26 protein-coding genes and 1 tRNA gene are annotated in these 23,320 nt (G+C 68.9%); 12 read left to right on the top strand and 15 right to left on the bottom strand.

What is annotated here, in order from left to right:
• Window positions 1-921 carry a LysR family transcriptional regulator gene (locus tag WS87_RS02120; protein ID WP_059816621.1) on the bottom strand — a complete coding sequence of 307 codons (921 nt, stop codon included), beginning with the start codon at window positions 919-921 and terminating at the stop codon, window positions 1-3.
• Window positions 922-1,018: 97 nt separating this feature from the next.
• On the opposite strand from WS87_RS02120, the gene WS87_RS02115 reads away from it, so the two are divergent.
• Window positions 1,019-2,296, top strand: coding sequence for an MFS transporter (locus WS87_RS02115; RefSeq protein ID WP_059816618.1), 1,278 nt, complete (start codon window positions 1,019-1,021; stop codon window positions 2,294-2,296).
• A 73-nt stretch (window positions 2,297-2,369) separates the two neighbouring features.
• On the opposite strand, the gene WS87_RS02110 is transcribed toward WS87_RS02115, so the two are convergent.
• Window positions 2,370-3,011: a LysE family translocator gene (locus WS87_RS02110; protein ID WP_059816613.1), complete on the bottom strand. Its 642-nt coding sequence runs from the start codon at window positions 3,009-3,011 to the stop codon at window positions 2,370-2,372.
• Window positions 3,012-3,082: 71 nt separating this feature from the next.
• Window positions 3,083-3,952: an NAD(P)-dependent oxidoreductase gene (locus tag WS87_RS02105; protein ID WP_059682869.1), complete on the bottom strand. Its 870-nt coding sequence runs from the start codon at window positions 3,950-3,952 to the stop codon at window positions 3,083-3,085.
• Between the two features lie 117 nt (window positions 3,953-4,069).
• Between WS87_RS02105 and WS87_RS02100 the strand changes: the two genes are divergently transcribed.
• The gene (locus tag WS87_RS02100) at window positions 4,070-4,837 is read left to right on the top strand and encodes a Mut7-C RNAse domain-containing protein (protein WP_059816609.1); all 768 of its coding nucleotides are present in this window, start codon (window positions 4,070-4,072) and stop codon (window positions 4,835-4,837) included.
• A gap of 78 nt (window positions 4,838-4,915) precedes the next feature.
• On the opposite strand, the gene WS87_RS02095 is transcribed toward WS87_RS02100, so the two are convergent.
• Window positions 4,916-5,149 (bottom strand): hypothetical protein, encoded by a 234-nt coding sequence (locus WS87_RS02095; RefSeq protein ID WP_040126461.1) that lies wholly within the window; start codon window positions 5,147-5,149, stop codon window positions 4,916-4,918.
• Between the two features lie 367 nt (window positions 5,150-5,516).
• Between WS87_RS02095 and WS87_RS02090 the strand changes: the two genes are divergently transcribed.
• Genes WS87_RS02090 through WS87_RS02075 form a run of 4 tightly spaced genes read left to right on the top strand, consistent with a single transcriptional unit; the run spans window position 5,517 to window position 9,775 of the window.
• Complete coding sequence (locus WS87_RS02090) at window positions 5,517-6,722, top strand: efflux RND transporter periplasmic adaptor subunit (RefSeq protein WP_059816605.1); 1,206 nt, start codon at window positions 5,517-5,519, stop codon at window positions 6,720-6,722.
• A gap of 10 nt (window positions 6,723-6,732) precedes the next feature.
• Complete coding sequence (locus WS87_RS02085; protein ID WP_059816669.1) at window positions 6,733-7,431, top strand: ABC transporter ATP-binding protein; 699 nt, start codon at window positions 6,733-6,735, stop codon at window positions 7,429-7,431.
• 18 nt (window positions 7,432-7,449) lie between these two features.
• Window positions 7,450-8,604 carry an ABC transporter permease gene (locus WS87_RS02080; RefSeq protein ID WP_059816601.1) on the top strand — a complete coding sequence of 385 codons (1,155 nt, stop codon included), beginning with the start codon at window positions 7,450-7,452 and terminating at the stop codon, window positions 8,602-8,604.
• 4 nt (window positions 8,605-8,608) lie between these two features.
• Window positions 8,609-9,775, top strand: coding sequence for an ABC transporter permease (locus WS87_RS02075; protein WP_059533414.1), 1,167 nt, complete (start codon window positions 8,609-8,611; stop codon window positions 9,773-9,775).
• 13 nt (window positions 9,776-9,788) lie between these two features.
• Here the strand turns inward: WS87_RS02075 and WS87_RS02070 are convergent, their stop codons facing one another.
• The 3 genes from WS87_RS02070 to WS87_RS33460 are packed head-to-tail and all read right to left on the bottom strand — an operon-like array spanning window position 9,789 to window position 12,065.
• Window positions 9,789-11,126, bottom strand: a complete 1,338-nt coding sequence (locus WS87_RS02070; RefSeq protein WP_059816666.1) for a carotenoid oxygenase family protein — start codon at window positions 11,124-11,126, stop codon at window positions 9,789-9,791.
• A 16-nt stretch (window positions 11,127-11,142) separates the two neighbouring features.
• Window positions 11,143-11,769 carry a DUF2239 family protein gene (locus WS87_RS02065; RefSeq protein ID WP_059816598.1) on the bottom strand — a complete coding sequence of 209 codons (627 nt, stop codon included), beginning with the start codon at window positions 11,767-11,769 and terminating at the stop codon, window positions 11,143-11,145.
• Window positions 11,766-12,065, bottom strand: a complete 300-nt coding sequence (locus WS87_RS33460) for a hypothetical protein (RefSeq protein WP_159085629.1) — start codon at window positions 12,063-12,065, stop codon at window positions 11,766-11,768. The genes WS87_RS02065 and WS87_RS33460 overlap by 4 nt, the downstream gene beginning before the upstream one ends.
• Between WS87_RS33460 and WS87_RS02060 the strand changes: the two genes are divergently transcribed.
• Both WS87_RS02060 and WS87_RS02055 read left to right on the top strand, forming a co-directional pair.
• Window positions 12,064-13,404: an MFS transporter gene (locus WS87_RS02060; protein ID WP_059816595.1), complete on the top strand. Its 1,341-nt coding sequence runs from the start codon at window positions 12,064-12,066 to the stop codon at window positions 13,402-13,404. The genes WS87_RS33460 and WS87_RS02060 overlap by 2 nt on opposite strands.
• A 62-nt stretch (window positions 13,405-13,466) precedes the next feature.
• Window positions 13,467-14,864, top strand: a complete 1,398-nt coding sequence (locus WS87_RS02055; protein ID WP_059816664.1) for an enolase C-terminal domain-like protein — start codon at window positions 13,467-13,469, stop codon at window positions 14,862-14,864.
• A 68-nt stretch (window positions 14,865-14,932) separates the two neighbouring features.
• Here WS87_RS02055 and WS87_RS02050 read toward each other — a convergent pair.
• The 5 genes from WS87_RS02050 to WS87_RS02030 form a co-directional block, all read right to left on the bottom strand.
• Window positions 14,933-15,008, bottom strand: a tRNA-Ala gene (locus WS87_RS02050).
• Between the two features lie 66 nt (window positions 15,009-15,074).
• Window positions 15,075-15,434, bottom strand: a complete 360-nt coding sequence (locus WS87_RS02045) for a c-type cytochrome (protein WP_059699681.1) — start codon at window positions 15,432-15,434, stop codon at window positions 15,075-15,077.
• The gene (locus tag WS87_RS02040; RefSeq protein WP_059533438.1) at window positions 15,431-16,228 is read right to left on the bottom strand and encodes a BON domain-containing protein; all 798 of its coding nucleotides are present in this window, start codon (window positions 16,226-16,228) and stop codon (window positions 15,431-15,433) included. Before WS87_RS02040 ends, WS87_RS02045 begins: the two co-directional genes overlap by 4 nt.
• A 17-nt stretch (window positions 16,229-16,245) precedes the next feature.
• A complete protein-coding gene (locus WS87_RS02035; RefSeq protein ID WP_059816592.1) occupies window positions 16,246-16,830 on the bottom strand; it encodes an SIS domain-containing protein in 585 nt (194 codons plus the stop codon).
• Between the two features lie 128 nt (window positions 16,831-16,958).
• The gene (locus WS87_RS02030; protein WP_175907868.1) at window positions 16,959-17,387 is read right to left on the bottom strand and encodes a YraN family protein; all 429 of its coding nucleotides are present in this window, start codon (window positions 17,385-17,387) and stop codon (window positions 16,959-16,961) included.
• A 46-nt stretch (window positions 17,388-17,433) separates the two neighbouring features.
• On the opposite strand from WS87_RS02030, the gene rsmI reads away from it, so the two are divergent.
• Window positions 17,434-18,312, top strand: coding sequence for a 16S rRNA (cytidine(1402)-2'-O)-methyltransferase (rsmI, locus tag WS87_RS02025; protein ID WP_059816586.1), 879 nt, complete (start codon window positions 17,434-17,436; stop codon window positions 18,310-18,312).
• Between the two features lie 95 nt (window positions 18,313-18,407).
• Here the strand turns inward: rsmI and WS87_RS02020 are convergent, their stop codons facing one another.
• On the bottom strand, window positions 18,408-19,019 hold the full coding sequence (locus tag WS87_RS02020; RefSeq protein ID WP_059691546.1) for a septal ring lytic transglycosylase RlpA family protein: 612 nt from the start codon (window positions 19,017-19,019) through the stop codon (window positions 18,408-18,410).
• A gap of 661 nt (window positions 19,020-19,680) precedes the next feature.
• Here WS87_RS02020 and WS87_RS02010 point away from each other — a divergent pair.
• The 3 genes from WS87_RS02010 (at window position 19,681) to WS87_RS02000 (ending at window position 21,531) form a co-directional block, all read left to right on the top strand.
• Entirely contained in the window at window positions 19,681-20,325 is a 645-nt protein-coding gene (locus WS87_RS02010; protein WP_059533448.1) for an MBL fold metallo-hydrolase, read from the top strand.
• Window positions 20,322-20,981, top strand: coding sequence for a hypothetical protein (locus tag WS87_RS02005; protein ID WP_059452651.1), 660 nt, complete (start codon window positions 20,322-20,324; stop codon window positions 20,979-20,981). Before WS87_RS02010 ends, WS87_RS02005 begins: the two co-directional genes overlap by 4 nt.
• Before the next feature lie 79 nt (window positions 20,982-21,060).
• Window positions 21,061-21,531 carry an Lrp/AsnC family transcriptional regulator gene (locus WS87_RS02000; RefSeq protein ID WP_006477376.1) on the top strand — a complete coding sequence of 157 codons (471 nt, stop codon included), beginning with the start codon at window positions 21,061-21,063 and terminating at the stop codon, window positions 21,529-21,531.
• Window positions 21,532-21,558: 27 nt separating this feature from the next.
• Here WS87_RS02000 and WS87_RS01995 read toward each other — a convergent pair whose 3' ends face one another.
• Together WS87_RS01995 and WS87_RS01990 are read right to left on the bottom strand one after the other, a co-directional pair.
• Complete coding sequence (locus tag WS87_RS01995; RefSeq protein ID WP_059533450.1) at window positions 21,559-22,716, bottom strand: cation diffusion facilitator family transporter; 1,158 nt, start codon at window positions 22,714-22,716, stop codon at window positions 21,559-21,561.
• Window positions 22,717-22,951: 235 nt separating this feature from the next.
• A complete protein-coding gene (locus WS87_RS01990; protein WP_006491875.1) occupies window positions 22,952-23,245 on the bottom strand; it encodes an H-NS histone family protein in 294 nt (97 codons plus the stop codon).
• Window positions 23,246-23,320 lie beyond the last annotated feature (75 nt).

The following is a 23,320-nucleotide window of genomic DNA, read 5'->3' as shown; positions in this document are numbered from 1 at the left end:
CTAGTTCGCACCTGACCCCCTCTCGTTCTCCCGGTCGAGCACCTCGCCCAGCGCATCGCGCAGCAGCGCGACCGGCCGCGTCAGGCGGCCCGGCAGCGCGCCGTGCACGATCCATACGTTGATCCGCGTCTCCAGCCCCGCCGTTTCCACCACCCTCAGTGCATCGCGATGCGCACTGCGCGCCAGCGCATTCGGCGACGCGATCCCGATGCCCGCACCGCGCGCGACGAGCGACAGCTGCAACTCCGAACCGAACGCCTCGACCGCGACGTCGAACGGCAGCCCAGCCGCGCCGAGCGCACGGCTCAGCGCCGATCGCATCCCGCAACCGTCCTGGCTCAGCACCCACGGAAAACCCGACAGCACGTCGAGCGACAGCGGGCCGTCGGGCAGCGGGAAGTCGCGTGCGGCGACGAGCACGGTCGGCTGCGTGCCGAGCAGCGTGGCCGTCAGCGTGTCGGGTAACGCCGCGCTGGCCGGCACCATGACCGTCGCCACGTCGAGCGTGCCGCGCTCGATGCCGTGCACCAGCGCCGGCGACCAGCCGGCCGTCACGCGCAGCGTCAGCCGCGGAAAGGTGTCGCGCAGCCGGTCGATCGGCCGCTCGAGCGCCAGTTCGGACAGGAACGGCGGCACGCCGATGCGCAGTTCGCCGGACGGCTCGCTGTCGGGCGCGCCAGCCGCCATCAATTCGTCGACCGCACCCAGCACGTTGCGCGCGAGCGCATAGACGTCGCGCCCGGCGGCCGTCGGCTTCAGCGGCTTGCTCTGCCGCTCGAGCAGCGGCATGCCCAGCAGCGTTTCGAGGTTCTGCACGCGTCGCGTGAGGCCCGGCTGCGTCAGATGAAGCTTCGCGGCGGCGGCGACCATCGACCCGCTGTCGACCACCGCGACGAACGCCTGGAGATCACGCGTATTCAAAGCAAACTCGCATAATCATGTTAGACATATTTCAATTGTCGCATAAACATCAGGCACCTACGATGGGGATTCCTTCGCTCGAAACTCCAGGCTTCCGATGAACTGCCCTGCCGATTCCTGTTCGCCCGCCGGCCACCCCGCGGGCGGTGCACCGCCCGCGCTCAGCGCGGGCATGACGCTCTTCTTCGCCGCGACGGTCGGCGTGATCGTGATGGACCTGTTCGCCGCGCAGCCGTTGACCGGCCCGATCAGCGCGGACCTGCGGCTGCCGTCCGGCCTCGCGGGCCTCGTCGCGATGCTGCCGCAGCTCGGTTACGCAGCGGGCCTCGTGCTGCTGGTGCCGCTCGTCGACCTGCTCGAGAACCGCCGTCTGATCGTCGCGACGCTCGTCGCGTGCGCGGCCGCGCTCGCACTGCCGGCGTTCACGCGGTCCGGCACCGTCTTCCTGCTGGCGACGCTGGCCGCGGGCGCCGCGTCGAGCGTGATCCAGATGCTGGTGCCGATGGCCGCGTCGATGGCGCCCGAAGCGCAGCGCGGGCGAGCGGTCGGCAACGTGATGAGCGGATTGATGCTCGGCATCCTGCTGTCGCGGCCACTCGCCAGCCTGATCGCAGGCACGGCCGGCTGGCGTGCGTTCTATGCGCTGGCCGCGCTCGCGAACGCGGGGATCGCTGCGGTGCTCGCGCTACGCTTGCCGCCGCGCGTGCCGCCGGTGACGGCCGGCTATCGCGCGCTGCTCGCGTCGATGGGCCGCCTGCTGGCCGACGAACCCGTGCTGCGTCGACATGCGCTGTCGGCCGCGCTCGCGATGGCCGCGTTCAGCGCGTTCTGGACCGCCGTCGGGCTGCGGCTGGCGCAGCCCCCGTTCGGCCTCGACCTGCACGGAATCGCGCTGTTCGCGTTCGCCGGCGCGAGCGGTGCGATCGTCACGCCGCTGGCCGGTCGCGCCGGCGATCGCGGCCACGGCCCGGCCGCGCAGCGCATCGCGCACGTGACGATGCTCGTCGCGCTCACCGTGCTCGGCATCGCCGGCGCCGGCTGGTTCGGCTTCGATGCGTCAGCGCACCGCGGGCTCGCGCTGGCGCTGCTGGCCAGCGGCGCGGCGCTGCTCGATGCGGGCGTGATCGTCGACCAGACGATCGGCCGCCGCGAAATCAACCTGCTGAATCCGGCCGCGCGCGGACGTCTGAACGGGCTGTTCGTCGGGTTGTTCTTCGTCGGCGGGGCGCTCGGCGCGGCGCTCGCGGGCAGCGCATGGGCGTGGGGCGGATGGAGCGCCGTGTGCGGCGTCGGCTTTGCATTCGCGGGCGCGGCCGCGGCATTCGGCTGGTCGGCCGGCCGCCGGGCCGGCACCGCCGCGTGGCCGCGCGCGTGATGCGGGCCCGGACAGGAAAACGCCCCGCCCTCTGACGAGGTGCGGGGCGTCCGGCGGAGCGCGCGGGCCGAATTCAGTGACGAACCAGCGCCATCATCGCGCCGAAACCGACGAAGAGGCCGCCCGTCAGCCGGTTGAAGACCTTCGCGACGCTCTGGCTCTTCAGCGTCGCGCCGATGCGCGTGCCGAACGACGCGTAGACGAGATACCAGCTGACCTCGATCACCGCGAACGTGACGACGAGGATGCCGAACTGCGGCAGCGTCGGCTCGGATGCGTTGATGAACTGCGGCAGCAGCGCGGCCGCGAACAGGATCGCCTTCGGGTTGCTGCCCGCGACCAGGAAACCGTTGCGGAACAGCACCCAGCGCGATGCCGATGCGATCTGGCGCGACACGGTTTCGATATCGGAGGCGGGCTGCTCGTCGTCGACGCGCGCGCGCCACGCCTTCACGCCGAGATAGATCAGGTAGGCCGCGCCTGCAAAGCGCAACGTGTTGAACATCGCAGGCCATGCCTCGAGCACGGCGCCGAGGCCCGCCGCCGACACCGACAGCATCAGCACCAGCGCGGTGAGGCAGCCGGCCATCGTCCACGCCGAACGCCGCAGCCCGTGCCGCGCGCCGTGCGTCATCACGAGCAGCATGTTCGGACCCGGAATCGCCGACACGACGAATACCGTCGCCACGAAAAGCCACCACGTATGCAGGTTCATGCCCACCCCGATCGAAAGAGAAACGAAATGTCGATTATGCCGCGCGCGCGGCGTGTCTGTCCCGCGCCGGCTCAGCGGCCCGCGCGGCGCAGCGCGACTTCGCCGAGCACCGCGAAGTCCTGTTCGCCGCCGCCGTGCGCGAGCGCATCGAGCAGGCTGTCGCGCACGACGCTCGCCACCGGCAGCGGGACCGACGCGGCGTCGCCGGCCTGCAGCGCGAGGCGCACGTCCTTCAGCCCGAGGCGCGCCTTGAAACGCGCGGGTTCGTAGCTGCGCTCGGCGATCATCCCGCCGTAGCCTTCATAGACCGGCCCCGGAAACACGCTGTTCGTGATCACGTCGAGGAAGTCGCGCATCGCGACGCCGTGCGCGCCGAGCAGCGCGGACGCCTCGCCGAGCGTCTCGATCGCAGACGCGAGCGTGAAATTCGCCGCGATCTTCGCGACGTTCGCATGCTGCGGCAGCGAGCCGAAGCGCCAGGTCTTCTGGCCGATCGCGTCGAACAGCGGCTGCACGCGGTCGATTGCCTCGGCCGGGCCGCCGGCCATGATCGTCAGGCGCGCGGCGGCCGCGACGTCCGGGCGCCCCATCACGGGCGCGGCGACGTACGCGAGACCGCGCGACGCATGCGCGTGCGCGAGCGACTCGGCGAGCGCGACCGACACCGTGGCCATGTTCACGTGAATCAGGCCGCGCGGCGCCTGCGCGAGCAGTGCGTCGTCGAATACTTCGCGCGCCGCGGCATCGTCGGCAAGCATCGAGAACACGGCATCGCCGCGAAACGCGTCGGCCGGCGTCGCGACGATCTGCGCGCCGAGCGCGGCGAGCGGCTCGGCACGCTCGCGCGACCGGTTCCAGACCCGCACGGCATGCCCTGCCTTCAGCAAGTTCGTCGCGATCGCCTGCCCCATTTCGCCCAGCCCGATAAATCCGAGATCCATTTCCCGCTCCTTCGACTCGTGAAGCGTGGAGTTAAACACAGATGGCGGTGACCTGCAGCCCCGGCGCCGGGCGGTGCGCGGTGCGCGGCGCGCGGTGCGCGGTGCGATACTGCCCGGATGGCGACCGCGACCTTCCGCTTCCACGGCGAACTGAACGCGTTTCTCGCTCGCGCCCAGCGCGAGCGCGCGTTCGCGCACGCGTTTGCCCGCGACGCGACGGTCAAGCATGCGATCGAGGCGCTCGGCGTCCCGCATACGGAAATCGGCCGGCTCTGCGTGAACGGTGCACCGTCCGGCCTCGACCGGCCGCTCGGCGACGGCGACCGCGTCGACATCCATCCGGAGCGCGCGCAGCCGGCGGCCGCATCGCCGCTGCCGCAACCGGACCATTGGCGCTTCGTCGCCGACGCGCACCTCGGCGGCCTTGCGCAGCTGCTGCGCCTCGCCGGCTTCGACACCTGCTACGACAACCACTACCGCGACGACGAACTCGTCGCGCTCGCCTCGCGCGAAGGCCGGATCGTGCTGACCCGCGACCGCGAGTTGCTGAAGCGCCGCGCGGTCGCACGCGGCTGCTACCTGCACGCGCAGCAGCCCGACGCGCAGTTGCGCGAGCTGTTCGCGCGGCTCGACCTCGCGCCGCACATGCGGCCGTTCCGGCTGTGCCTGCGCTGCAACGCGCCGCTGCACGCGCTCGATGCGGCGGACGCCGCCCCGCGCGTGCCGGACGGCGTCCGGCAGCGGCACCGGCGCTTTGCCGCGTGCGACGTGTGCCGGCGGGTGTTCTGGGAAGGGTCGCACTGGCGGCGCATGCGCGCGGTGGTCGACGCGATGCGCACGCCGCCGCCCGCTGCCCTCGACGTTCCGGACGTGGCGGACGCCTGAAAAAACAAAACCCCGCAGGCCGAAGCGTGCGGGGTTTCGCGACGGGCGGCCGGCAGGGCCAGCCCCGGCGAAGCGTGCTTAGTTCTGCGCGCCTGCGTCGTTCGTGCCGGCGGCCGAAGCGGCTGCGGCCTTCGCCTTGCCCTTGGCCGAGCCGTGCCGCTTCAGCTGGTGCTTCGGCTTGCTGTGATCCTTCTTGGCCGGTGCCGATGCCGCGGCCGACGTGTCGGCTGCCGGCGCCGACGCCTGTGCGAATGCCGAAACCGATGCGAGAGCGAATGCTGCGGTCATGATCGAAGCGAGCGTCTTCTTCATTGTTCTTCCTTTAGCGGAGAAAAAGTCAAACGTACCGGTAAGAGATGCGAGGCATCCGCATCGGAACATCAGTCGCGCCGGGCTGCCGGTCGCCGCCGGGCGGGTCGGCGCCTGCCTTTCCGCCTCGACAAATTCTGATGCACTGGCTCCATAACGCGTCGCCCGCACGACGAGTTGACATGCGGCTTGCCTCCTTCGGGTTTCCCCGTAGGCGCCGGTTTCGGGCCCACGCGACGCGCCGCGGCACGTGCATCAATCGTCCGACAAACCGTCTCTCGCGCCCGCGGCGGCGACGCTATACTGGCCTCCTTCCGTCCCAACCGGACGCGGCCGGTCGCGAGACCGCCGCCGTCGCGAGGCGCCCAAATTGCCCGATCACAATCTGGACAAACTGAAAATCGACCGGCGTCCTGTCGCAGCCGCGCCACGCCGGCGCCGGCGGGTCCGCTATGCGGTCGCCGCCGCGCTCGTCATCGTCGCGATCGTCGTCGCGCTGGCGCTCACCGGCCGCCCGACGGTCGACACGACCGCCGTCACATCCGCCTACCCGTACCAGAACGACACCCAGCTCAACGCGACCGGCTACGTCGTGCCGCAGCGCAAGGCCGCGGTCGCGTCGAAGGGCCAGGGGCGCGTCGAATGGCTCGGCGTGCTCGAAGGCACGCGCGTGAAGAAGGACGAGATCATCGCGCGGCTCGAAAGCCGCGACGTGCAGGCGTCGCTGGCACAGGCCCGCGCGCAGGCGCAAGTCTCCCGCGCCAACCTCGGCGTCGCTCAGGCGGAGCTGAAGGACGCGCAGATCGCGCTGCGCCGCACCGCCGCGCTCGCGCCGAAGGGCGCGGTGCCGGCCGCGCAGCTCGACATCGACACGGCTCGCGTGAACAAGGCGCGCGCGTCGGTCAACAGCGACGAGGCCGCGATCGCGTCCGCCGAAGCCAATGCACAGGCCGCGCAGGTCGCGGTCGATCAGACCGTGATCCGCGCGCCGTTCGACGGCATCGTGCTGGCAAAACACGCGAACGTCGGCGACAACATCACGCCGTTCTCGTCCGCGTCGGACAGCAAGGGCGCGGTCGTGACGATCGCCGACATGGACACGCTCGAGGTCGAGGCCGACGTCGCCGAATCGAACATCGCGAAGATCCGCGCGGAGCAGCCGTGCGAGATCCAGCTCGACGCGCTGCCCGACATGCGCTTCGCGGGCCGCGTGTCGCGCATCGTGCCGACCGTCGACCGCTCGAAGGCGACGGTGCTCGTGAAGGTGCGTTTCGTCGACCGCGACGAGCGCGTGCTGCCCGACATGAGCGCGAAGATCGCGTTCCTGTCGAAGCCCGCGTCGCCGCAGGACCGGCAGCCGGTGACGGCCGTGCAGGCGAGCGCCGTGGTCGAGCGCGACGGCCGGCCGGTCGTGTTCGTCGTGAAGGACGACACCGTGCATGCGGCGGCGGTGACCAAGGGCGCGCGGATCGGCGAACTCGTCGCGATCCGCGGCGTGAAGCCCGGCGACACGGTCGTGCTCGCGCCGGGCGCGAAGCTGAAGGACGGCGCGAAAGTGACCGTCGCCAAGAAGTAGCGTGGCGCGCGTGAACGACGCCGCGCCGCCGCTCGTCGAGATCAGCCACGTCGCGAAGTCGTACCGGCGCGGCAACCAGGTCGTGCCCGTGCTGACCGACATCACGCTCGACATCGGCGAAGGCGACTTCGTCGCGCTGATGGGGCCGTCGGGTTCCGGCAAGAGCACGCTGCTCAATCTGGTCGCCGGCATCGACCGGCCCGACAGCGGCGAGCTGCGCGTGGGCGGCCTCGACATCTCGCGGCTCGAGGAAGCGCAACTGGCCGAATGGCGCGCGGCGAACGTCGGCTTCATCTTCCAGTTCTACAACCTGATGCCCGTGCTCACCGCGTTCGAGAACGTCGAGCTGCCGCTGATGCTCACGCACCTGTCGCGCCGCGAACGGCGCGAGCGCGTCGAGCTGGTGCTCGACATGGTGCACCTCGGCGACCGGGCGACCCATTACCCGTCCGAGCTGTCGGGCGGCCAGCAGCAGCGCGTCGCGATCGCGCGCGCGTTGATCACCGATCCGGTGCTGATCGTCGCCGACGAGCCGACCGGCGACCTCGACCGCGCATCGGCCACCGACGTGCTCGCGATGCTGCAGCGGATGAACGCCGAACTCGGCAAGACGATCATCATGGTGACCCACGACGCGCACGCGGCCGCCGCCGCGCGCTCGCTCGTGCATCTGGAAAAAGGGGAGCTGATCGATGGGCACGCCGTCTGACGGACGGGAGCGCGCACGATGTACGTGCTGAAGCTGATCGCGCGCAATGCGCTGCGGCACCGGCTGCGCACGCTGCTGACCGTGCTCGGGCTGACCATCGCGGTGCTGGCGTTCGGACTGCTGCACACCGTCGTCGACGCGTGGTACGCGGGCGCGGCCGCCGCATCCAGCGGCCGGCTCGTCACGCGCAACGCGATCTCGCTCGTGTTTCCGCTGCCGGTCAGCTACGAGAACCGGATCCGCGGCGTCGACGGCGTGACCGCCGTGGTCCGCTCGAACTGGTTCGGCGGCATCTACCGCGACCCGAAGAACTTCTTCGCGAGCTTCGCGGTGTCGGAGAACTACCTCGACCTGTATCCGGAATTCATCCTCCCGGCGCAGCAGCGCGCCGACTACGACCGTGACCGCCGCGGCTGCCTCGTCGGGCGCCAGCTCGCGACGCAGTTCGGCTTCAAGGTCGGCGACGTGATTCCGCTGAAAGGCACGATCTATCCGGGCACGTGGGATTTCGTCGTGCGCGGCATTCTCGACGGCCGCGACGACTCGACGATCACGCGCCAGCTGGTATTTCACTGGGACTACCTGAACGAGACGGTGCGCAAGCGCACGCCGAAGCAGGCCGACCAGGTCGGCGTATTCGTGCTCGGCGTCGCGAACCCGGACGACGGCGCCGCGATCGCGCGCAACGTCGACGCGGTGTTCAAGAACTCGCTCGCCGAAACGCTGACCGAGACCGAGCAGGCGTTCCAGCTGGGCTTCGTCGCGATGTCGAACCAGATCATCGCGGCGATCCGCGTCGTGTCGTATGTGGTGATCCTGATCATCATGGCCGTGATGGCGAACGCGATGGCGATGAGCGCGCGCGAACGCACCGCCGAATACGCGACGCTGAAGGCGCTCGGCTTCGGCCCCGGCTTTCTCGCGTTGATCGTGTTCGGCGAATCTGTCGTGATCGCGGTGGTCGGCGGCGGGCTCGCGATGCTCGCGACACCGCCGGCCGCGAGCCTCTTCAAGCAGGCCGCGGGCGGCATCTTCCCGGTGTTCAAGGTGTCGACCGAAACGATGGTGCTGCAGGCCGCGTGCTCGGTCGCGGTCGGCCTCGCGGCCGCGCTCGTGCCGGCGTGGCAGGCGGCGCGCGTGCGCGTGGTCGAAGGCCTGCGGGCGATCGGATAAGCGCATGGCGATTCCGCTGACCTACATCGCGCGCAATCTGTGGACCCGCCGGCTCACCACCGCGCTCACCGCGGGCGGGATGGCGCTCGTGATCTTCGTGTTCGCGACGGTGCAGATGCTCGACGCGGGGCTCACGCAGACGCTCGTGTCGACCGGCGAACCGGACAACGTCGTGGTGATCCGCAAGGGCGCGGAAACCGAGATTCAGAGCGCGATCGACCACCAGCAGGCCAACGCGCTCGAGATGCATCCGGCCGTGGCGCTCGGCCCCGATGGCCGGCCGCGGGTGTCGAAGGAAGCCGTCGTGCTGATCTCGCTCGTGAAGACGTCGAGCGGCAAGCCGTCGAACGTCGTGATCCGCGGCGTGTCGCCGGCCGGCCTCGCGCTGCGTCCGCGCGTGAAGCTCGTGGCCGGCCGCGCGTTCGCGCCGGGCTCGTCGGAAATCGTCGTCGGCAGCGCGATCGCGAAAGGCTTCAGCGGCACGCAGCTCGGCGACAGCCTGCATTTCGCGCAGCGCGACTGGACCGTCGTCGGCATCTTCGATGCGGGCGGCAGCGGCTTCGACTCGGAGATCTGGGGCGACGTCGACCAGCTGATGCAGTCGTTCCGGCGCACCAGCTATTCGTCGATGGTGCTGCGCATCCCGAGCGCCGACGGCTTCGCGCGCTTCAAGGCCGATATCGACGTCGACCCGCGCCTGACGGATGAAGCGAAACGCGAGCAGACGTTTTACGGCGACCAGTCGAAGGCGCTGTCGACCTTCATCAACATCCTCGGCATCACGCTGTCGACGATCTTCTCGATCGCCGCGATGATCGGCGCGATGATCACGATGTATGCGTCGGTCGCGAACCGCACCGCCGAGATCGGCACGCTGCGCGCGCTCGGCTTCAAGCGCATGAACGTGCTCGCCGCGTTCCTGCTGGAGGCGCTGCTGCTCGGCTTCGTCGGCGGCGTCGCGGGGCTCGCGTGCGCATCGCTGATGGAGTTCGCGTCGTTCTCGACGACCAACTTCCAGACCTTCTCCGACCTGTCGTTCCGCTTCGTGCTGACGCCCGCGATCGTCGTGAAGACACTGCTGTTCTCGCTGGTGATGGGGCTCGTCGGCGGGTTCCTGCCGGCGATGCGCGCCGCGCGGCTGAACATCGTCGACGCGTTGCGCGCGCAGTGACGCGCACGGCCGCTCACGCCCGACGCTCGCGCGGCACCCACGCGCCGTGGAACCCGGCCGGCACGCGGCGCGGCAGGTGCACCGTCGCGACCGGCGCCGCGTCGATCGCGCGCGCATCGAGGATCACGACGTCGCTCGTATCCGTCGCCGCGCGGTAGACCACCACCAGCAGCCAGCCGTCGTCCTCGTCGGCGCCGCCCGGGCGCGGCACGAACACCGGCTCGCCGTTCTGGTCGCCGGCCGGCACCGCGTAACGCGTCGTCGTGCCGCGCACGTGGTCGAAGCGCATCACGCCGCGCATTTCGGCGTTGTTCGGCTGCTCGACCGCATACAGATAACGGTAGCGGCGCCCCGTCCGGCTTTCGTTGATGCGCGGCAGCTCGATACCGCCGTCGGCGAGCGGCCCCTCGTCGATCAGCCCGTTCGCGGTATCGATCACGTAGCGCCACAGCTCGCCGACCGGGTTGTCAGCGAAGCGGCCCGTGCGCGCGTCGAGCCGCAGGAACCACGGATAGCGCACCGCATCGAGCACGATGCACGACGCATCGCAGTCGTACGCGTTCACGACGTGCTGGATGAAGCACGGCTCGATGCCGAACCAGCGCACGTCGCCGCCGTGGCGCGGCATCACGCCGATCCGCGCGTCGCGGTCGTCGTGCCAGCGCAGCGGCATCCGGTGCCCCTGCTTCAGCATCGCGAAGTCGTAGCCGACGTTCAGGTCGAGCAGCAGGCTGCGGGTTTCGGTGATCGCGAGGTCGTGCATCATCGACGGCGCGCGCACGTCGACGGCGAGGTCGACGCGCTGCACGCCCTGCGCGTCGGCAACGCCATAGCGCAGCCACGGCGCGCGCCAGTCCGCGCGAAACAGGATCAGTTCGCCCGTCACCGGATCGACCTTCGGATGCGCGGTCATCGCGCCGCCGAACGCCGCGTGCCGCGCGGGCGCACCGAGCGTGTCGAGCGCGGCCGTGATCGCGAGCGGCGCGCCGCCTTCCGCCAGCGCGAGCAATTCGCCGGCGTGCTGCAGCACGTTCACGTTCGGATTCGTGTCGGGCAGGTGCGGCGCCTGCTCCGGCGCGTGTACGTCGGCCCAGCGGCGCGTGCGCGCCCAGCGGTTCCGGTAGCCGGCCGCGCGACCGCGTTCGAATGCGATCGCGTGCAGCATCGCCGCTTCCGGCCACCACGACAGCACGTCGTTGCCCTCGAAACGGCCGCCCGGCGGATTCGGGCCGTTGCGCAGCAGCGTGCCGTCGAGTTCGGGCGGGATCGTGCCGGTCACGCGCAGATCGACGAGGTCGACTTCGTCGGCGACCGGCGCGATCGCGCCGCGGTTCAGATCGAATGTCGTCATCGCGTCGCGTGCTCCGTCAGCAGTCTTCGGTCGACGGTGGCAGATCGCCGCGCGCCAGCGCGAGCGCATGGCCGCGCACGTCGTCGGGCCAGCCGGCGATCAGCTCGGCCATCCGCTCAAGGTCGTTTGCATAGAGCGCACGCGCGGCCTCCTCGAATCCGGGCAGGTCGCCCGCGATCGCGGACATGAAGTGGTACGCGCGCGCCTGCGCGTCGCGGCGCCGGTCGGCTGCCGCGTGCGTGCGCCGCGCGTCCTCGACCAGCTTGCGCAGCGCGACGGACGCGCCGCCCGGCTGCGCGGCGAGCCAGTCCCAGTGACGCGGCAGCAACGTGACCTCGCGCGAGACGACACCGAGCTTCGGACGGCCACGGCCGCGTTGTTCGGCCGCGCCGGCCGGCTCGCCGGCGGGTGCGGACGCCTCGCCCGGCACGGGCGCGTAACGCGCACGAATATCGTCGGCCGTGCCGCGCAGGTCGAGGTCGATCGAGCGGCCGGTCGCGTCGTCGAAGATCACGATCGTGCCGGACATCGCGTCGCCGGCCGCCTGCCGGACCGCCACCGCCACCGTCGCGAGCGGGCCCGACGCGACGCGCCGGTGGCCGTCGAACGCCGTGAAGGAAGGGAGAAGTGTGGAGAGCGTCATCGTGGTCGCCCGTGGGCAGAAATCGGAATGACGCTATTTTTATCCGGGTATAAATTGGTTGTCAATATCACCCGGGTAAAAAGAGACGTGTCGACGCCACGGATCGATCCAATTCCTGAATCGATCAAGTCAGCAATTGGCATGAAAGCGTGATTTTCGCCATGCCAGAATGACCCGGACGCCCGCCTCCGCGCATCGGCGTCCGGCCTCCGGCCGGCAAGATGACCACGAAAAAACGCGCGCACCGACGCGCAGCCGCTCGACGGCACCTTCCGCCCTTCGGAGGAGACAGTCATGAATCCGCTTCACGCATTGCCGGCGTCCGCGTCGGCAACGGCCCGGCGCACCCGCGTGCGCTGGCTCGTGCTGATCGTGCTGTTCGCGGTCACGACGATCAACTACGCGGATCGCGCGGCGATCGCGATCGCGGGCCCGGCGCTGGCCCGCGCGATGCATCTGAGCCATGTGCAGATGGGCTTCATCTTCTCGGCGTTCGGCTGGTCGTACGTGATCGCGCAACTGCCCGGCGGCTGGCTGCTCGACCGCTTCGGGTCGCGCGTCGTCTATGCGTTCAGCATCTTCTTCTGGTCGCTGTTCACGCTGCTTCAGGGCGGCATCGGCTTCGTCGGCGGCGCGGCCGCGTTCGCGCTGCTGTTCGGATTGCGCTTCCTGGTCGGCGCGGCCGAGGCGCCGTCGTTCCCGGCCAACAGCCGGATCGTGTCCACGTGGTTTCCGGCCGCGGAGCGCGGCACCGCATCGGCGATCTTCAACGCCGCGCAATACGCGGCGACCGTCCTGTTCGCGCCGCTGATGGGCTGGCTCGTGCACGCGTACGGCTGGCAGTCGGTGTTCGCGGTGATGGGCGTGCTCGGCTTCGCGTTCGTGCTGGTGTGGAACCGCACGATGTACGACCCGAAGGCGCACCCGCGCATCAACGGCGCGGAGCTCGACTACCTCACCGAAGGCGGTGCGCTCGTCAACATCGACCAGGCGACCGGCGCGCGCGACGGCGGCCCGTCGATGCGTCACGTGAAGGCGCTGCTGAGGAACCGGATGCTCGTCGGCGTGTACGTCGCGCAGTATTGCATCAACGCCCTCACCTACTTCTTCATCACGTGGTTTCCCGTCTATCTCGTGCAGGCGCGCGGGATGTCGATCCTCAACGCGGGGCTCGTCGCGTCGATCCCTGCCGTGTGCGGGTTCCTCGGCGGGATTCTCGGCGGCATCGTGTCCGACGCGCTGCTCAAGCAGGGCCAGTCGCTGTCGGTCGCGCGCAAGGTGCCGATCGTGATCGGCATGCTGCTGTCGATGTCGATGATCGTCTGCAACTACACCGATTCGCACGTGCTCGTCGTGCTGTTCATGGCGCTGTCGTTCTTCGGCAAGGGGCTCGGCGCGCTCGGCTGGGCCGTCAACGCCGATACCGCGCCGCGCCAGATCGCCGGCCTGAGCGGCGCGCTGCTCAACACGTGCGGCAATCTTTCCAGCATCACGACGCCGATCGCGATCGGCTACATCGTCGACCGCAGCGGCTCGTTCAACGGCGCGCTGGTGTACGTCGTCGCGCACGCGCTCGTCGCCGTGATCTGCTACCTGTTCGTCGTCGGCGAAATTCGTCGCGTCGAGCTGAACTGAACGGCGTGGGCCGTGCCGGCGCGTCCGGCGGCCCGCGCATGACCGGAACCAGGAGCGAACCGATGTCCGAATCCCGCCGTGCCGGCACGCCGCGCGTCACGCGCATGCAGGTGATTCCCGTCGCCGGCCGCGACAGCATGCTGCTGAACCTGTGCGGCGCGCACGCGCCGTATTTCACGCGCAACCTCGTGATCCTCGACGACAGCAGCGGCCACACGGGCGTCGGCGAAGTACCCGGCGGCGAAGGCATCCGCCAGGCGCTCGAACGGATGACCGATCTCGTGGTCGGCCAGTCGATCGGGCGTTACCAGGCGACGCTCAATGCGGTGCGCGCGGCGTTGTCCGGCACCGGCGCGGCGGCAGGACGCACGATCCGGCACGAGGTGACGTCGGCCGGTGAGGCCGCCGTGCTGCGCCAGCCGCACGAGATCAACCTGCGACTCGACAACGTGATCACCGCGATCGAGGCCGCGCTGCTGGACCTGCTCGGCCAGCATCTCGACGTGCCCGTCGCGGCGCTGCTCGGCGAAGGCCAGCAGCGCGACGCGGTGCCGATGCTCGCGTACCTGTTCTACATCGGCGAGCGGCGCCGCACCGACCTGCCGTATCGCGACGAGACGCACGCGGCCGATCCGTGGTTCCGGCTGCGCAACGAAGCCGCGCTCACGCCGGCCGCGATCGCGCGGCAGGCCGAGGCCGCGGTCGAGCGCTACGGCTTCGTCGATTTCAAGCTGAAGGGCGGCGTGATGGCCGGCGCGGACGAGATGGAAGCGATCGCGGCGATCAAGGCGCGCTTTCCCGACGCGCGCGCGACGCTCGACCCGAACGGCGCGTGGTCGCTCGACGAAGCCGTCGCGCTATGCCGCGGGCAAGGTCATCTGCTCGCATATGCGGAGGACCCGTGCGGGCCGGAAGCCGGCTACTCGGGCCGCGAGGTGATGGCCGAATTCCGCCGCGCGACCGGCATCCCGACCGCGACCAACATGATCGCGACGGACTGGCGGCAGATGGATCACGCGGTGCGGCTGCAGGCGGTCGACATTCCGCTCGCCGATCCGCACTTCTGGACGATGCAGGGTTCGGTGCGGCTCGCGCAGCTGTGCCGCGACTGGGGGCTCACGTGGGGTTCGCACTCGAACAACCACTTCGACGTGTCGCTGGCGATGTTCACGCATGCGGCCGCGGCGGCGCCCGGCACGATTACCGCGATCGACACGCACTGGATCTGGCAGGAAGGCGACGCGCGGCTCACACGCGAGCCGCTCGAGATCGTCGGCGGCCAGGTGGCCGTGCCCGAGCGCCCTGGGCTCGGGATCGAACTCGACATGGCGCAGGTCGAGGCGGCTCATGCGCTTTACGGGCAAGTCGGCGGCACGGCGCGCGACGATGCGATGGCGATGCGGTATCTGGTGCCGGGGTGGACGTACGATCCGAAGCGGCCGAGTTTCGGGCGCGGATGACGGCCGCGGAGCGGACATACGAAAAACAAAAAGGGCTCGGTCTGGCGACCGAGCCCTTCGAATTCCGTTGGTGGAGCGGAGGAGGATCGAACTCCCGACCTTCGCATTGCGAACGCGACGCTCTCCCAGCTGAGCTACCGCCCCAACAGTCGACCATCATACACACGCATTTCTGCGCTTGGCAATAGGGGTTCCGTCACCCCCGGCGCATTACTTTGACGGCGCGCCAGCCAGTACCCATTCGACCACGGAGCGCAGATCCGCGTCGCTCATGCGCGGATGCGCCGGCATCGGAATCGCGCCCCAGACGCCGGAGCCGCCGTCCTTCACCTTCTTCGACAACTTCGCGACGGCCTGCGGATCGGACTTGTAGCGGGCGGCGATGTCCTTGAACGACGGACCGACGAGCTTGCGGTCCACCGCGTGGCAGCCCATGCACGCGTTGCCGCGCGCGACCTTGAGGCCGTCGCCGACGTCCGCCTGCGCCGTGCCGAGCACACCGGCCGCGAGCGCCGCGGCTGCGGCGCCCTGCACCATCCATTGCCAGAACTTCATCTGCGTCGACTTCATTGCGGCGTTGCCTTCGGATTGCCCGGGTGCACGCTCGACGAATTCGAGATCGGCGCCGGCGGTTGCAGCGGCGTGGACTGGACCGACGCATCGGGCACCGCACCGACCGTCGCGGCATCCGCGGGCGCGGCGGCGGGTTGCGCGCCGGACGCCCCGCTCGGCGACGCGGCCTGCAACGCCTGCGCGTCCTGCGGCTGGATGTACTGGAACACCTTGACGACCTTCTCGACGCCCGGCACCTGGCTGGCCGCATCGGCGCCGCGATTGCCTTCGTCGACCGTCACGAGCCCCATCAGATAGACGTTGCCGCGCTCGCTGACGACCTTGTAGTAGTTCGCCGACAGCCCCTTCGTCGCGATCAGCTCGGACTTCACGCGCCCTTCGAGGTACGAGTCGTTCGCGCGCGACGACAGCGACGACGACGGCTCGACCGACAGCTCGTTGACGATGCCGTTCACGTTGTTGATGCCGCGCACGATTTCCTCGGCGCGCTGCTTCGACGCGTTGTTCGGCACTTCGCCCGTCAGCAGCACGCGACGGTTGAACACCGTCACGTTCACGTGCGACTGGTCCGGCAGCCCGTTGTTGATCTGCGAGAGCGACTTGACCTGGATCTCGCGATCCTCGGTCTGCGCGCCGAGCGTGCGGCGATCGGTCGCGATCAGCGCGCCGCCGCCGGCCGCCGCCCCAAGCACGCCGAGCACGCAGCCCTGCAGCGACATCGCGAGGCCCGCCGTCAGCGCGGCGAGCAACGTGGTTCTGACGAGCGTCTGTTTGACGCGACTTTGATTCATCGACGGCTCTCCTTCGTTCAATCCTCACCCAGCAGCATCGCGTCGATGCCGTCGCACAGGCAGTGGATGGTCAGCAGATGGACTTCGTGGACGCGCGCCGCACGCGAGGCGGGCACGCTGATCGGAATATCGGTGTCGGACAGCGCGGCGGCTACGGCATGGCCGTCGCCGCCCGTCAGCGCGACGACGGTCATCTCGCGCTCGTGCGCCTCGTCGATCGCGGCCAGCACGCGCGGCGACGCGCCGCTCGCGTCGAGCACCAGCAGGATGTCGCCGGTCTGCCCGAGCACACGCACCTGCTGCGCGAACAGCTGATCGGCGGCGGCGGCCCCCGTGAGACCGCCCTGCGACGCATCGGTGGCCAGCGCGATCGCGGGCAGGCCCGGACGCTCGCGCTCGAAGCCGCCGACGAGCGACACGGCGAGGTAATGCGCTGCGGCGGCCGACGGGCCATCTCCGCATGCGACGATCTTGTTGCCGTTCGCCAGCGCGGCGAACATCGCGTCGACCGCGGCTGCGATCGGCAGCGACAGCGCATCGGCCGCTTCGACGTGAAGCGCGGCGCTGTCGCGGAAATGTTGCTGAATACGTTCGACTGACATCGATTCCTGGTGAACTGGGCGCGCACGGTACGCAGCGCGCAACGTCATGGGTGCGGCGAGTTTACCGCACTCCGGCACCCTCTCCGGGGGTACGACAAGAACTCTTTACATCTCGTCACAGCTCGCGGCTACACATCATCGGCACGAAATGCATCGCGCAGCCACTCGAGCCGACCGGCCTCGAACGCGACGACGTCGAAACGGCATGCGGCACCCGCGCCGTGCCGCGCCCAGTAATGGAGCGCGGCCGCGACCAGACGCCGCCGCTTGCGCAAGCCGATGCTCGCAGCCGCGCCGCCATGCCGGGCGCTGCGCCGCGCGCGCACCTCGACGAACACGAGCGTGCCGTCGGGCGTGCGCATCACGAGGTCGAGTTCGCCGCCGCGCATCGTCACGTTCGCCGCGACGAAAGCGAGACCGCGACGCTCCAGGAACTGCCGCGCGCGCTGCTCGAACGTCGCGCCAATCGATCTGGATCGCGCCGTGCCGGAAAAGTTGCCGCCGCCGGTCGGCAAACCGCCCTTGTTGCCCGGCGCGGCCGGCGCCGCGTGGCACAATGCCGTCCTTGTTCCGCTTGCGCCGCGATTGCGCGCATTGCCTGCCATGACTGCCCTCCTCGAACTTGCGCAAACGCAGCACTACCCGGACGCCGCGCTCTACGTGGTCGCGACGCCGATCGGCAACACCGCCGACATCACGCTGCGCGCGCTGCACGTGCTCGGCCTCGCCGACCGCATCGCGGCCGAAGACACCCGCAACACCGGCCAGCTGCTGGCCCGCTACGGCATCTCGAAACCGCTCGTCGCCGTGCACGAGCACAACGAGCGCGAAGCCGCGCTGCGCGTGATCGAGCTGCTGCGCGCCGGCGAACGCGTCGCGTACGTGTCGGACGCCGGCACGCCCGGCATTTCGGACCCCGGCGCCCGGCTCGTCGACGCCGTGCGCGCGGCCGGCTTCACGGTGATTCCGCTGCCGGGCCCGAGCGCGGCCGTGACCGCGCTGAGCGTGGCCGGCGACTGGGCCGGCGCGTTCACGTTCGCGGGCTTCCTGCCGCCGAAGCCGAAGCAGCGTGCGAGCGCGCTGCAGGCGCTCGTGCGGCACCCGTACGCGCTGGTGTTCTACGAAGCGCCGCACCGGATCGCGGACACCGTCGCCGCCCTCGCCGACGCGTTCGGCCCGGCGCGCCGGCTGCTGATCGCACGCGAGCTCACCAAGCTACACGAGCAGTTGTTCCAGGGCACCCTGGCCGAAGGACAGAGCTGGCTCGCCGGCGATGCGAACCGCCAGCGCGGCGAGTTCGTCCTGGTCGTCGAAGGCGCGCCGGCCGACGTCGGCGAAGCCGACGACACCGCGCATGACGCGCTGCTGAAGCTGCTGCTGGAAGAAGTGCCGGTGAAGAGCGCGGCGAAGCTCGCGGCCGCGCTGACGGGCGCATCGCGCAACACGTTGTATGCGCGCGCCCTGGCGCTGAAGGAAGGCTGACGCGCGAGCACGGGCGGCGTCCACCGCCCGGCACGCGGAAACGAAAAAGGGCTGCCCGAGGGCAGCCCTTTTGCATGAGCGGACGAACCGCCGCGTTACTTCGACGACAGCGACGCGAACATTTCGTCGCGCGCCTCGCGCGCTTCCTGCGGCGACAGCCCTTCGATCTTCACACGGCCCGTGCCGGCATGCACGAGGCCGATCATCTTGGCGGCGGCGTACGACAGGTCGAGCACGCGGCCACGCTTGTACGGCCCGCGATCGTTGACCTTCACGACGACCCACTTGCCGCTCGACGGATTCGTCACCTTGATGTACGACGACAGCGGCAGCGTGCGGTGCGCGGCGGTCAGCGCGTTCATGTTGAAACGCTCGCCGTTCGCGGTGCGGCGGCCGTGGAAATCCCGGCCATACCACGATGCCCGGCCCGTCTGGCGGAAGTCGGACACGTCCTTGCCGTCGATCGGCTCGGCGTCCGCCAGCGACGACTTCTTCGCGTCCTTGCTGTCGGCAGCCGGCATCGATGCCAGCGCGGAATCGAAATTCAGTTGCTGCTTGTCGTCATCCGCTTTCGCGGCAGCGGCCGTCTTGCTGACCGCGTTCTTCTGGTTGGCGCTGCTGGTGGTCTGGCTGGGTGGCACCGCACAGCCCGTCAGCGCAAAAAATAATGCAATGGTCCCGAATCGAGTCGGAAATCGAAAGTTCATCGACGTGTCGCCTTCTGGTTCGGGCCGCACCGATACAACGCTGCTCAACAACGCAGATACGCGGCCCGGACGGCAAATGCGTGCACGCCCCGCTCGGCTACGCGAGCAGGCGGCTAGCATGGGCGCGGCTTTCGTCTCTGCCGCAACCGTCCTGATTAGTTTTCACGTCTGGCGCAACCTGTCCCCGGCAGCCTGACCAGACCCCACATGCCGCCATCGAACATGGCTTCAAGTTCGCGCGCGCTGCATACAGCCAACGCACAGGAACGGCGGCACAGGCCTCATCCGGCGGCGCGGCAGCAGGGCCGCAGAACGGGCGCGCAGCACCCGGCCGGACAAGACGTGAGCACCGAATGCTCGGTGCTGGATACACCGCCGGACTCCCCGGCGGTCGATGCTTGACGGTGATCCGACACCCCTTTTTTTAACGGGGCCGAAACACCAGCGAATTGCGTGAAATTCACGCGCAATGGGCGGCATTATACATAAACCAAAACCCCGGCTCGAAAAGCGCCCCGTCCGGACCATTGATTCTCACTATGGCTGTAACAATCGGAATGCTCCGGGATTGCCCTGAGCAGCGCGTCCGACGCCGCGCCGCAGAGGCGGCAGGCAGCGCGCGCGACCGGTACAATCGCTCCTTTTAGCCGCCGGTGCCTCCATGAAAGTCACGCTCATTCCGGTCACGCCGTTCCAGCAGAACTGCTCGCTGCTCGTCTGCGAAAAGACCGGCCGCGCCGCCGTCGTCGATCCGGGCGGCGACATCGAACGGATCGAACAGGAGATCGCGCGGCAGAACGTGCAGGTCGAGAAGGTGCTGCTCACGCACGGCCACGTCGATCACTGCGCGGGCGCGAAGGCGCTCGCGACGCACTACGGCGTGCCGATCGTGGGACCGCAGGAAGACGAGCGCTTCTGGATCGAGCAACTGCCGATGCAGAGCCAGCGCTTCGGCTTCCCGGCCGCCGAGGCGTTCGAGCCGGACCAGTGGCTGAACGACGGCGACACCGTGCAGTTCGGCGACGAGACGCTCGAGGTCTATCACTGCCCGGGCCACACGCCCGGCCACGTCGTGTTCTTCAGCCGCGCGCATCGCGTCGCGATCGTCGGCGACGTGCTGTTCGCCGGCTCGATCGGCCGCACCGATTTCCCGCGCGGCAACCACGCGGACCTCGTGCGTTCGATCAAGGAGAAGCTGTGGCCGCTCGGCGACGACGTGACGTTCGTGCCGGGCCACGGCCCGGTCTCGACCTTCGGCGACGAGCGCCGCACGAATCCGTTCGTGTCCGACAAGGTGTTCGGATGAACCAGACCGCCATCCCCGAAATCTACGTCAGCACCGACGTCGAGGCCGACGGCCCGATTCCCGGCCCGCACTCGATGCTGAGCTTCGCGTCGGCCGCCTATACCGAGGACAAGCAGCTGATCGCGACGTTCTCGGCGAACCTCGAGACGCTGCCCGGCGCGCAGGCCCATCCGGTGCAGGAAGCGTGGTGGAAGACGGAACCGGAAGCGTGGGCCGCGTGCCGGCGCGACCTGCAGGCGCCCGAGGCCGCGCTCGTCGCGTACGTCGAGTGGGTCGAGGCGCTGCCCGGCAAGCCGGTGTTCGTCGCGATGCCGGCCGGCTTCGATTTCACGTTCATGTTCTGGTACATGATGCGCTTCGCCGGACGCTGCCCGTTCTCGTGGTCGGCGCTCGACATCAAGACGCTCGCGTTCGCGATGACGGGCCTGCCGTACCGCAAGGCGATCAAGCCGCGCTTTCCGAAGCACTGGTTCGACGATCATCCGCACACGCACGTCGCGCTCGACGACGCGATCGAGCAAGGCGCGCTGTTCTGCAACATGCTCGCCGACCTGCGCCGCCAGCAGGCCGCGCTCGCGGGCCTCGCGGTGGGCGACACCGATCGGTCGGAGCAGGCGGGGGCGGGACAAAATCCCACGGATCCGCGTGCAAATTAGCGAATCTCGCTCAGCGACGCGCCGCCAGATTGCCTTTCCTTTCCCGGCCCTCTAACATTCAGCGTGTTGTAGCTGCCGCATGGAGGCGCAGGTGACGCTCGATTCCTTTTCGCAAAAAATCCTTCGCCTGTTGCAGCTCGACGCGCGCCGTTCCGTGCAGGAAATCTCCGACCAGGTCGGCCTGTCGAGCACGCCGTGCTGGCGCCGCATCAAGGACATGGAACAGTCCGGCGTGATCCAGCGCTACACCGCGCTGCTCGATCGCGAGAAGCTCGGCCTGCACGTGTGCGCGCTCGCGCACGTGCACCTGACCCGTCACAACGAAGGCGGCGTCGAGCAGTTCGAGCGCGAGATCGCGACCTGCCCGGAAGTCACCGAGTGCTACAGCACGACGGGCGAGGCCGATTACATCCTCAAGATCGTCGCCCCCGACATCAAGGCCTACGACGTCTTCCTGCACGAACGGATCTTCAAGATCCCGGCCGTGTCGCAGGTGCGCACGAGCGTCGTGCTGCGCGAAATCAAGTTCGACACGCAACTGCCGCTGTAACGCGCGGCCCGCGGTCGCCCGCGCCGCTCAGGCCTGCGCGGGCAGCCCGCGCGTGAAGCCGATCCGGCGCGCGCCGAACTGCCGCTTCAGCGCGTCGACGTCGAGCCGGCCGGCCAGCGCCGCATCGGTATCGCCCGCGCCGGCGTCCAGCGTCACGTCGATCTCGAGCCCCGTACTCAAGTAGTGCAGATTGATCGCGGCCGGATGCAGCCCGCGTTGCGCGAGCGCGGCCTCGAGCCGCGCCGTGATCTCGGCACGCGGCGGCAGCGCGAGCGCCGGACGGCGCGCCGTGTCGTTCTCCGGGTCGACGTGGATCAGCGCGTCGAGCACGCGCGGGTCGCGCAGCACGCGCGCACGTGCGGTTTCCGCGATGTAATGACCTTCGGAGACGGAAATCATCGGATCGACGAGGATGTGCGCGTCGACGAGCGCCGCATCGCCCATCTTGCGCGTGCGCAGGTCGTGCACGTCGCGCACGCCCGGCGTCGCCTCGAGCAGCGCGCGGATCTCGGCCGTGTCGGCGGTGTCGAGTGCGCGATCCGACAGGTCCTGAAGCGCGTCGTAGCCGAACGTCCAGCCCATGCGCGCGACCATGAAACCGACGATCGCCGCGGCGATCGGGTCGAGCAGCCGCACGCCGGCGAGACTGCCGACGATGCCGATCGCGACGACGAGCGATGAAGCGGCGTCCGAGCGCGCATGCCACGCGTTCGCGACGAGCATCGCCGAACGCACGCGCCGTGCCTCGCGCAGCATGTAGCGGAACAGCGCCTCTTTCGACACGAGCACGGTCAGCGCGACGATCAACGCGGAAAAATGGACGGCCGGGATGTTTTCGAGATTGACGAGACGATCGCCGGCGCGCCAGAGCATGCCGATACCGACGGCGATCAGGATCGCGCCGAGAAACAGCGACGCGACGGTCTCATAACGGCTGTGTCCGTAATTGTGATCGGCATCCGGCGATGCACCACTATGGCGATTCGCAACCAGCACGACAAAATCCGAGATCAAATCGGAAATCGAATGGATGCCATCGGCAATCAATGCCTGCGAATGCGCAACCACGCCGACGACGATCTGAAACGTCGCAAGCACCACATTCAGCACAATACTGACGAGGGTGCTCTTGCGCGCGACCGCGTGCTTATCTGCGCTTTGCGCGTCGTCGGAAAACGTGGACATGAAATACGAGATATCGGTTGGGATACGGAATTCTATCAAACGACGCGCTTTCGGCATTCCGTTAACACGAAATTTTCCATTCAAATCAACCGCTTATGCGAACGGGTTGCATTTTCATTCACACCCGTTTCTGACATTTTCATGACAACGCACATACATTCCGATATCAGAATGCAAAAAGCCGCGCTCCTGGCGGATGCGCGGCTCTTTTTGAGACGTCGACTTAAACGATCGTTTAAATCGCAAACTGTTCGCGGTTCTTGCCGGCGATCCAGCGCGGCGGCTTGCCGCGGCCCGACCACGTCGCGCCCGTTTCCGGATCGCGGTATTTGGCTGCCACGCCTGCGCGCGGACGACCGACCTTGCCTGCCTTCGCGCGGCTGAGGCCGAGTTCGGCGAGCGAAAAGCCGTAGTCGGCAATTTTCTGCTTCACGTCATTCAGCACTTCGGCGTATTCGCGCGACTTCGCTTCTTCGATTTGCTTCTCCAGCTTCTCCCGCTGGGCCAGCAGGTCCTTGTAAGAAGACATAGTTTTCCTTTCTATATGACCAATGGCACCGGTCTGCAGCCGGCTCACCATTCATGGAATATTTGTGCCTCGGAT

Source organism: Burkholderia sp. MSMB0856, from assembly GCF_001524645.2.
Classification (GTDB): domain Bacteria; phylum Pseudomonadota; class Gammaproteobacteria; order Burkholderiales; family Burkholderiaceae; genus Burkholderia; species Burkholderia diffusa.
Note: the sequence above shows the minus strand (reverse complement) of the source record. Positions and strands in the feature narration are given on the sequence as shown.

What these genes read in the sequence shown, in the direction of transcription:
- WS87_RS02035 (WP_059816592.1), bottom strand. Translation starts at nt 16,830, where the DNA reads ATGTCAGTCGAACGTATTCAGCAACATTTCCGCGACAGCGCCGCGCTT.
- WS87_RS01995 (WP_059533450.1), bottom strand. Translation starts at nt 22,716, where the DNA reads ATGTCCACGTTTTCCGACGACGCGCAAAGCGCAGATAAGCACGCGGTC.
- WS87_RS02020 (WP_059691546.1), bottom strand. Translation starts at nt 19,019, where the DNA reads ATGAACTTTCGATTTCCGACTCGATTCGGGACCATTGCATTATTTTTT.
- WS87_RS02115 (WP_059816618.1), top strand. Translation starts at nt 1,019, where the DNA reads ATGAACTGCCCTGCCGATTCCTGTTCGCCCGCCGGCCACCCCGCGGGC.
- WS87_RS01990 (WP_006491875.1), bottom strand. Translation starts at nt 23,245, where the DNA reads ATGTCTTCTTACAAGGACCTGCTGGCCCAGCGGGAGAAGCTGGAGAAG.
- WS87_RS02080 (WP_059816601.1), top strand. Translation starts at nt 7,450, where the DNA reads ATGTACGTGCTGAAGCTGATCGCGCGCAATGCGCTGCGGCACCGGCTG.
- WS87_RS02100 (WP_059816609.1), top strand. Translation starts at nt 4,070, where the DNA reads ATGGCGACCGCGACCTTCCGCTTCCACGGCGAACTGAACGCGTTTCTC.
- WS87_RS02110 (WP_059816613.1), bottom strand. Translation starts at nt 3,011, where the DNA reads ATGAACCTGCATACGTGGTGGCTTTTCGTGGCGACGGTATTCGTCGTG.
- WS87_RS02010 (WP_059533448.1), top strand. Translation starts at nt 19,681, where the DNA reads ATGAAAGTCACGCTCATTCCGGTCACGCCGTTCCAGCAGAACTGCTCG.
- WS87_RS02070 (WP_059816666.1), bottom strand. Translation starts at nt 11,126, where the DNA reads ATGACGACATTCGATCTGAACCGCGGCGCGATCGCGCCGGTCGCCGAC.
- WS87_RS02095 (WP_040126461.1), bottom strand. Translation starts at nt 5,149, where the DNA reads ATGAAGAAGACGCTCGCTTCGATCATGACCGCAGCATTCGCTCTCGCA.
- WS87_RS02105 (WP_059682869.1), bottom strand. Translation starts at nt 3,952, where the DNA reads ATGGATCTCGGATTTATCGGGCTGGGCGAAATGGGGCAGGCGATCGCG.
- WS87_RS02000 (WP_006477376.1), top strand. Translation starts at nt 21,061, where the DNA reads ATGGAGGCGCAGGTGACGCTCGATTCCTTTTCGCAAAAAATCCTTCGC.
- WS87_RS02055 (WP_059816664.1), top strand. Translation starts at nt 13,467, where the DNA reads ATGTCCGAATCCCGCCGTGCCGGCACGCCGCGCGTCACGCGCATGCAG.
- WS87_RS02005 (WP_059452651.1), top strand. Translation starts at nt 20,322, where the DNA reads ATGAACCAGACCGCCATCCCCGAAATCTACGTCAGCACCGACGTCGAG.
- WS87_RS02040 (WP_059533438.1), bottom strand. Translation starts at nt 16,228, where the DNA reads ATGAATCAAAGTCGCGTCAAACAGACGCTCGTCAGAACCACGTTGCTC.
- WS87_RS33460 (WP_159085629.1), bottom strand. Translation starts at nt 12,065, where the DNA reads ATGACTGTCTCCTCCGAAGGGCGGAAGGTGCCGTCGAGCGGCTGCGCG.
- WS87_RS02045 (WP_059699681.1), bottom strand. Translation starts at nt 15,434, where the DNA reads ATGAAGTCGACGCAGATGAAGTTCTGGCAATGGATGGTGCAGGGCGCC.
- WS87_RS02060 (WP_059816595.1), top strand. Translation starts at nt 12,064, where the DNA reads ATGAATCCGCTTCACGCATTGCCGGCGTCCGCGTCGGCAACGGCCCGG.
- WS87_RS02075 (WP_059533414.1), top strand. Translation starts at nt 8,609, where the DNA reads ATGGCGATTCCGCTGACCTACATCGCGCGCAATCTGTGGACCCGCCGG.
- WS87_RS02065 (WP_059816598.1), bottom strand. Translation starts at nt 11,769, where the DNA reads ATGACGCTCTCCACACTTCTCCCTTCCTTCACGGCGTTCGACGGCCAC.
- rsmI (WP_059816586.1), top strand. Translation starts at nt 17,434, where the DNA reads ATGACTGCCCTCCTCGAACTTGCGCAAACGCAGCACTACCCGGACGCC.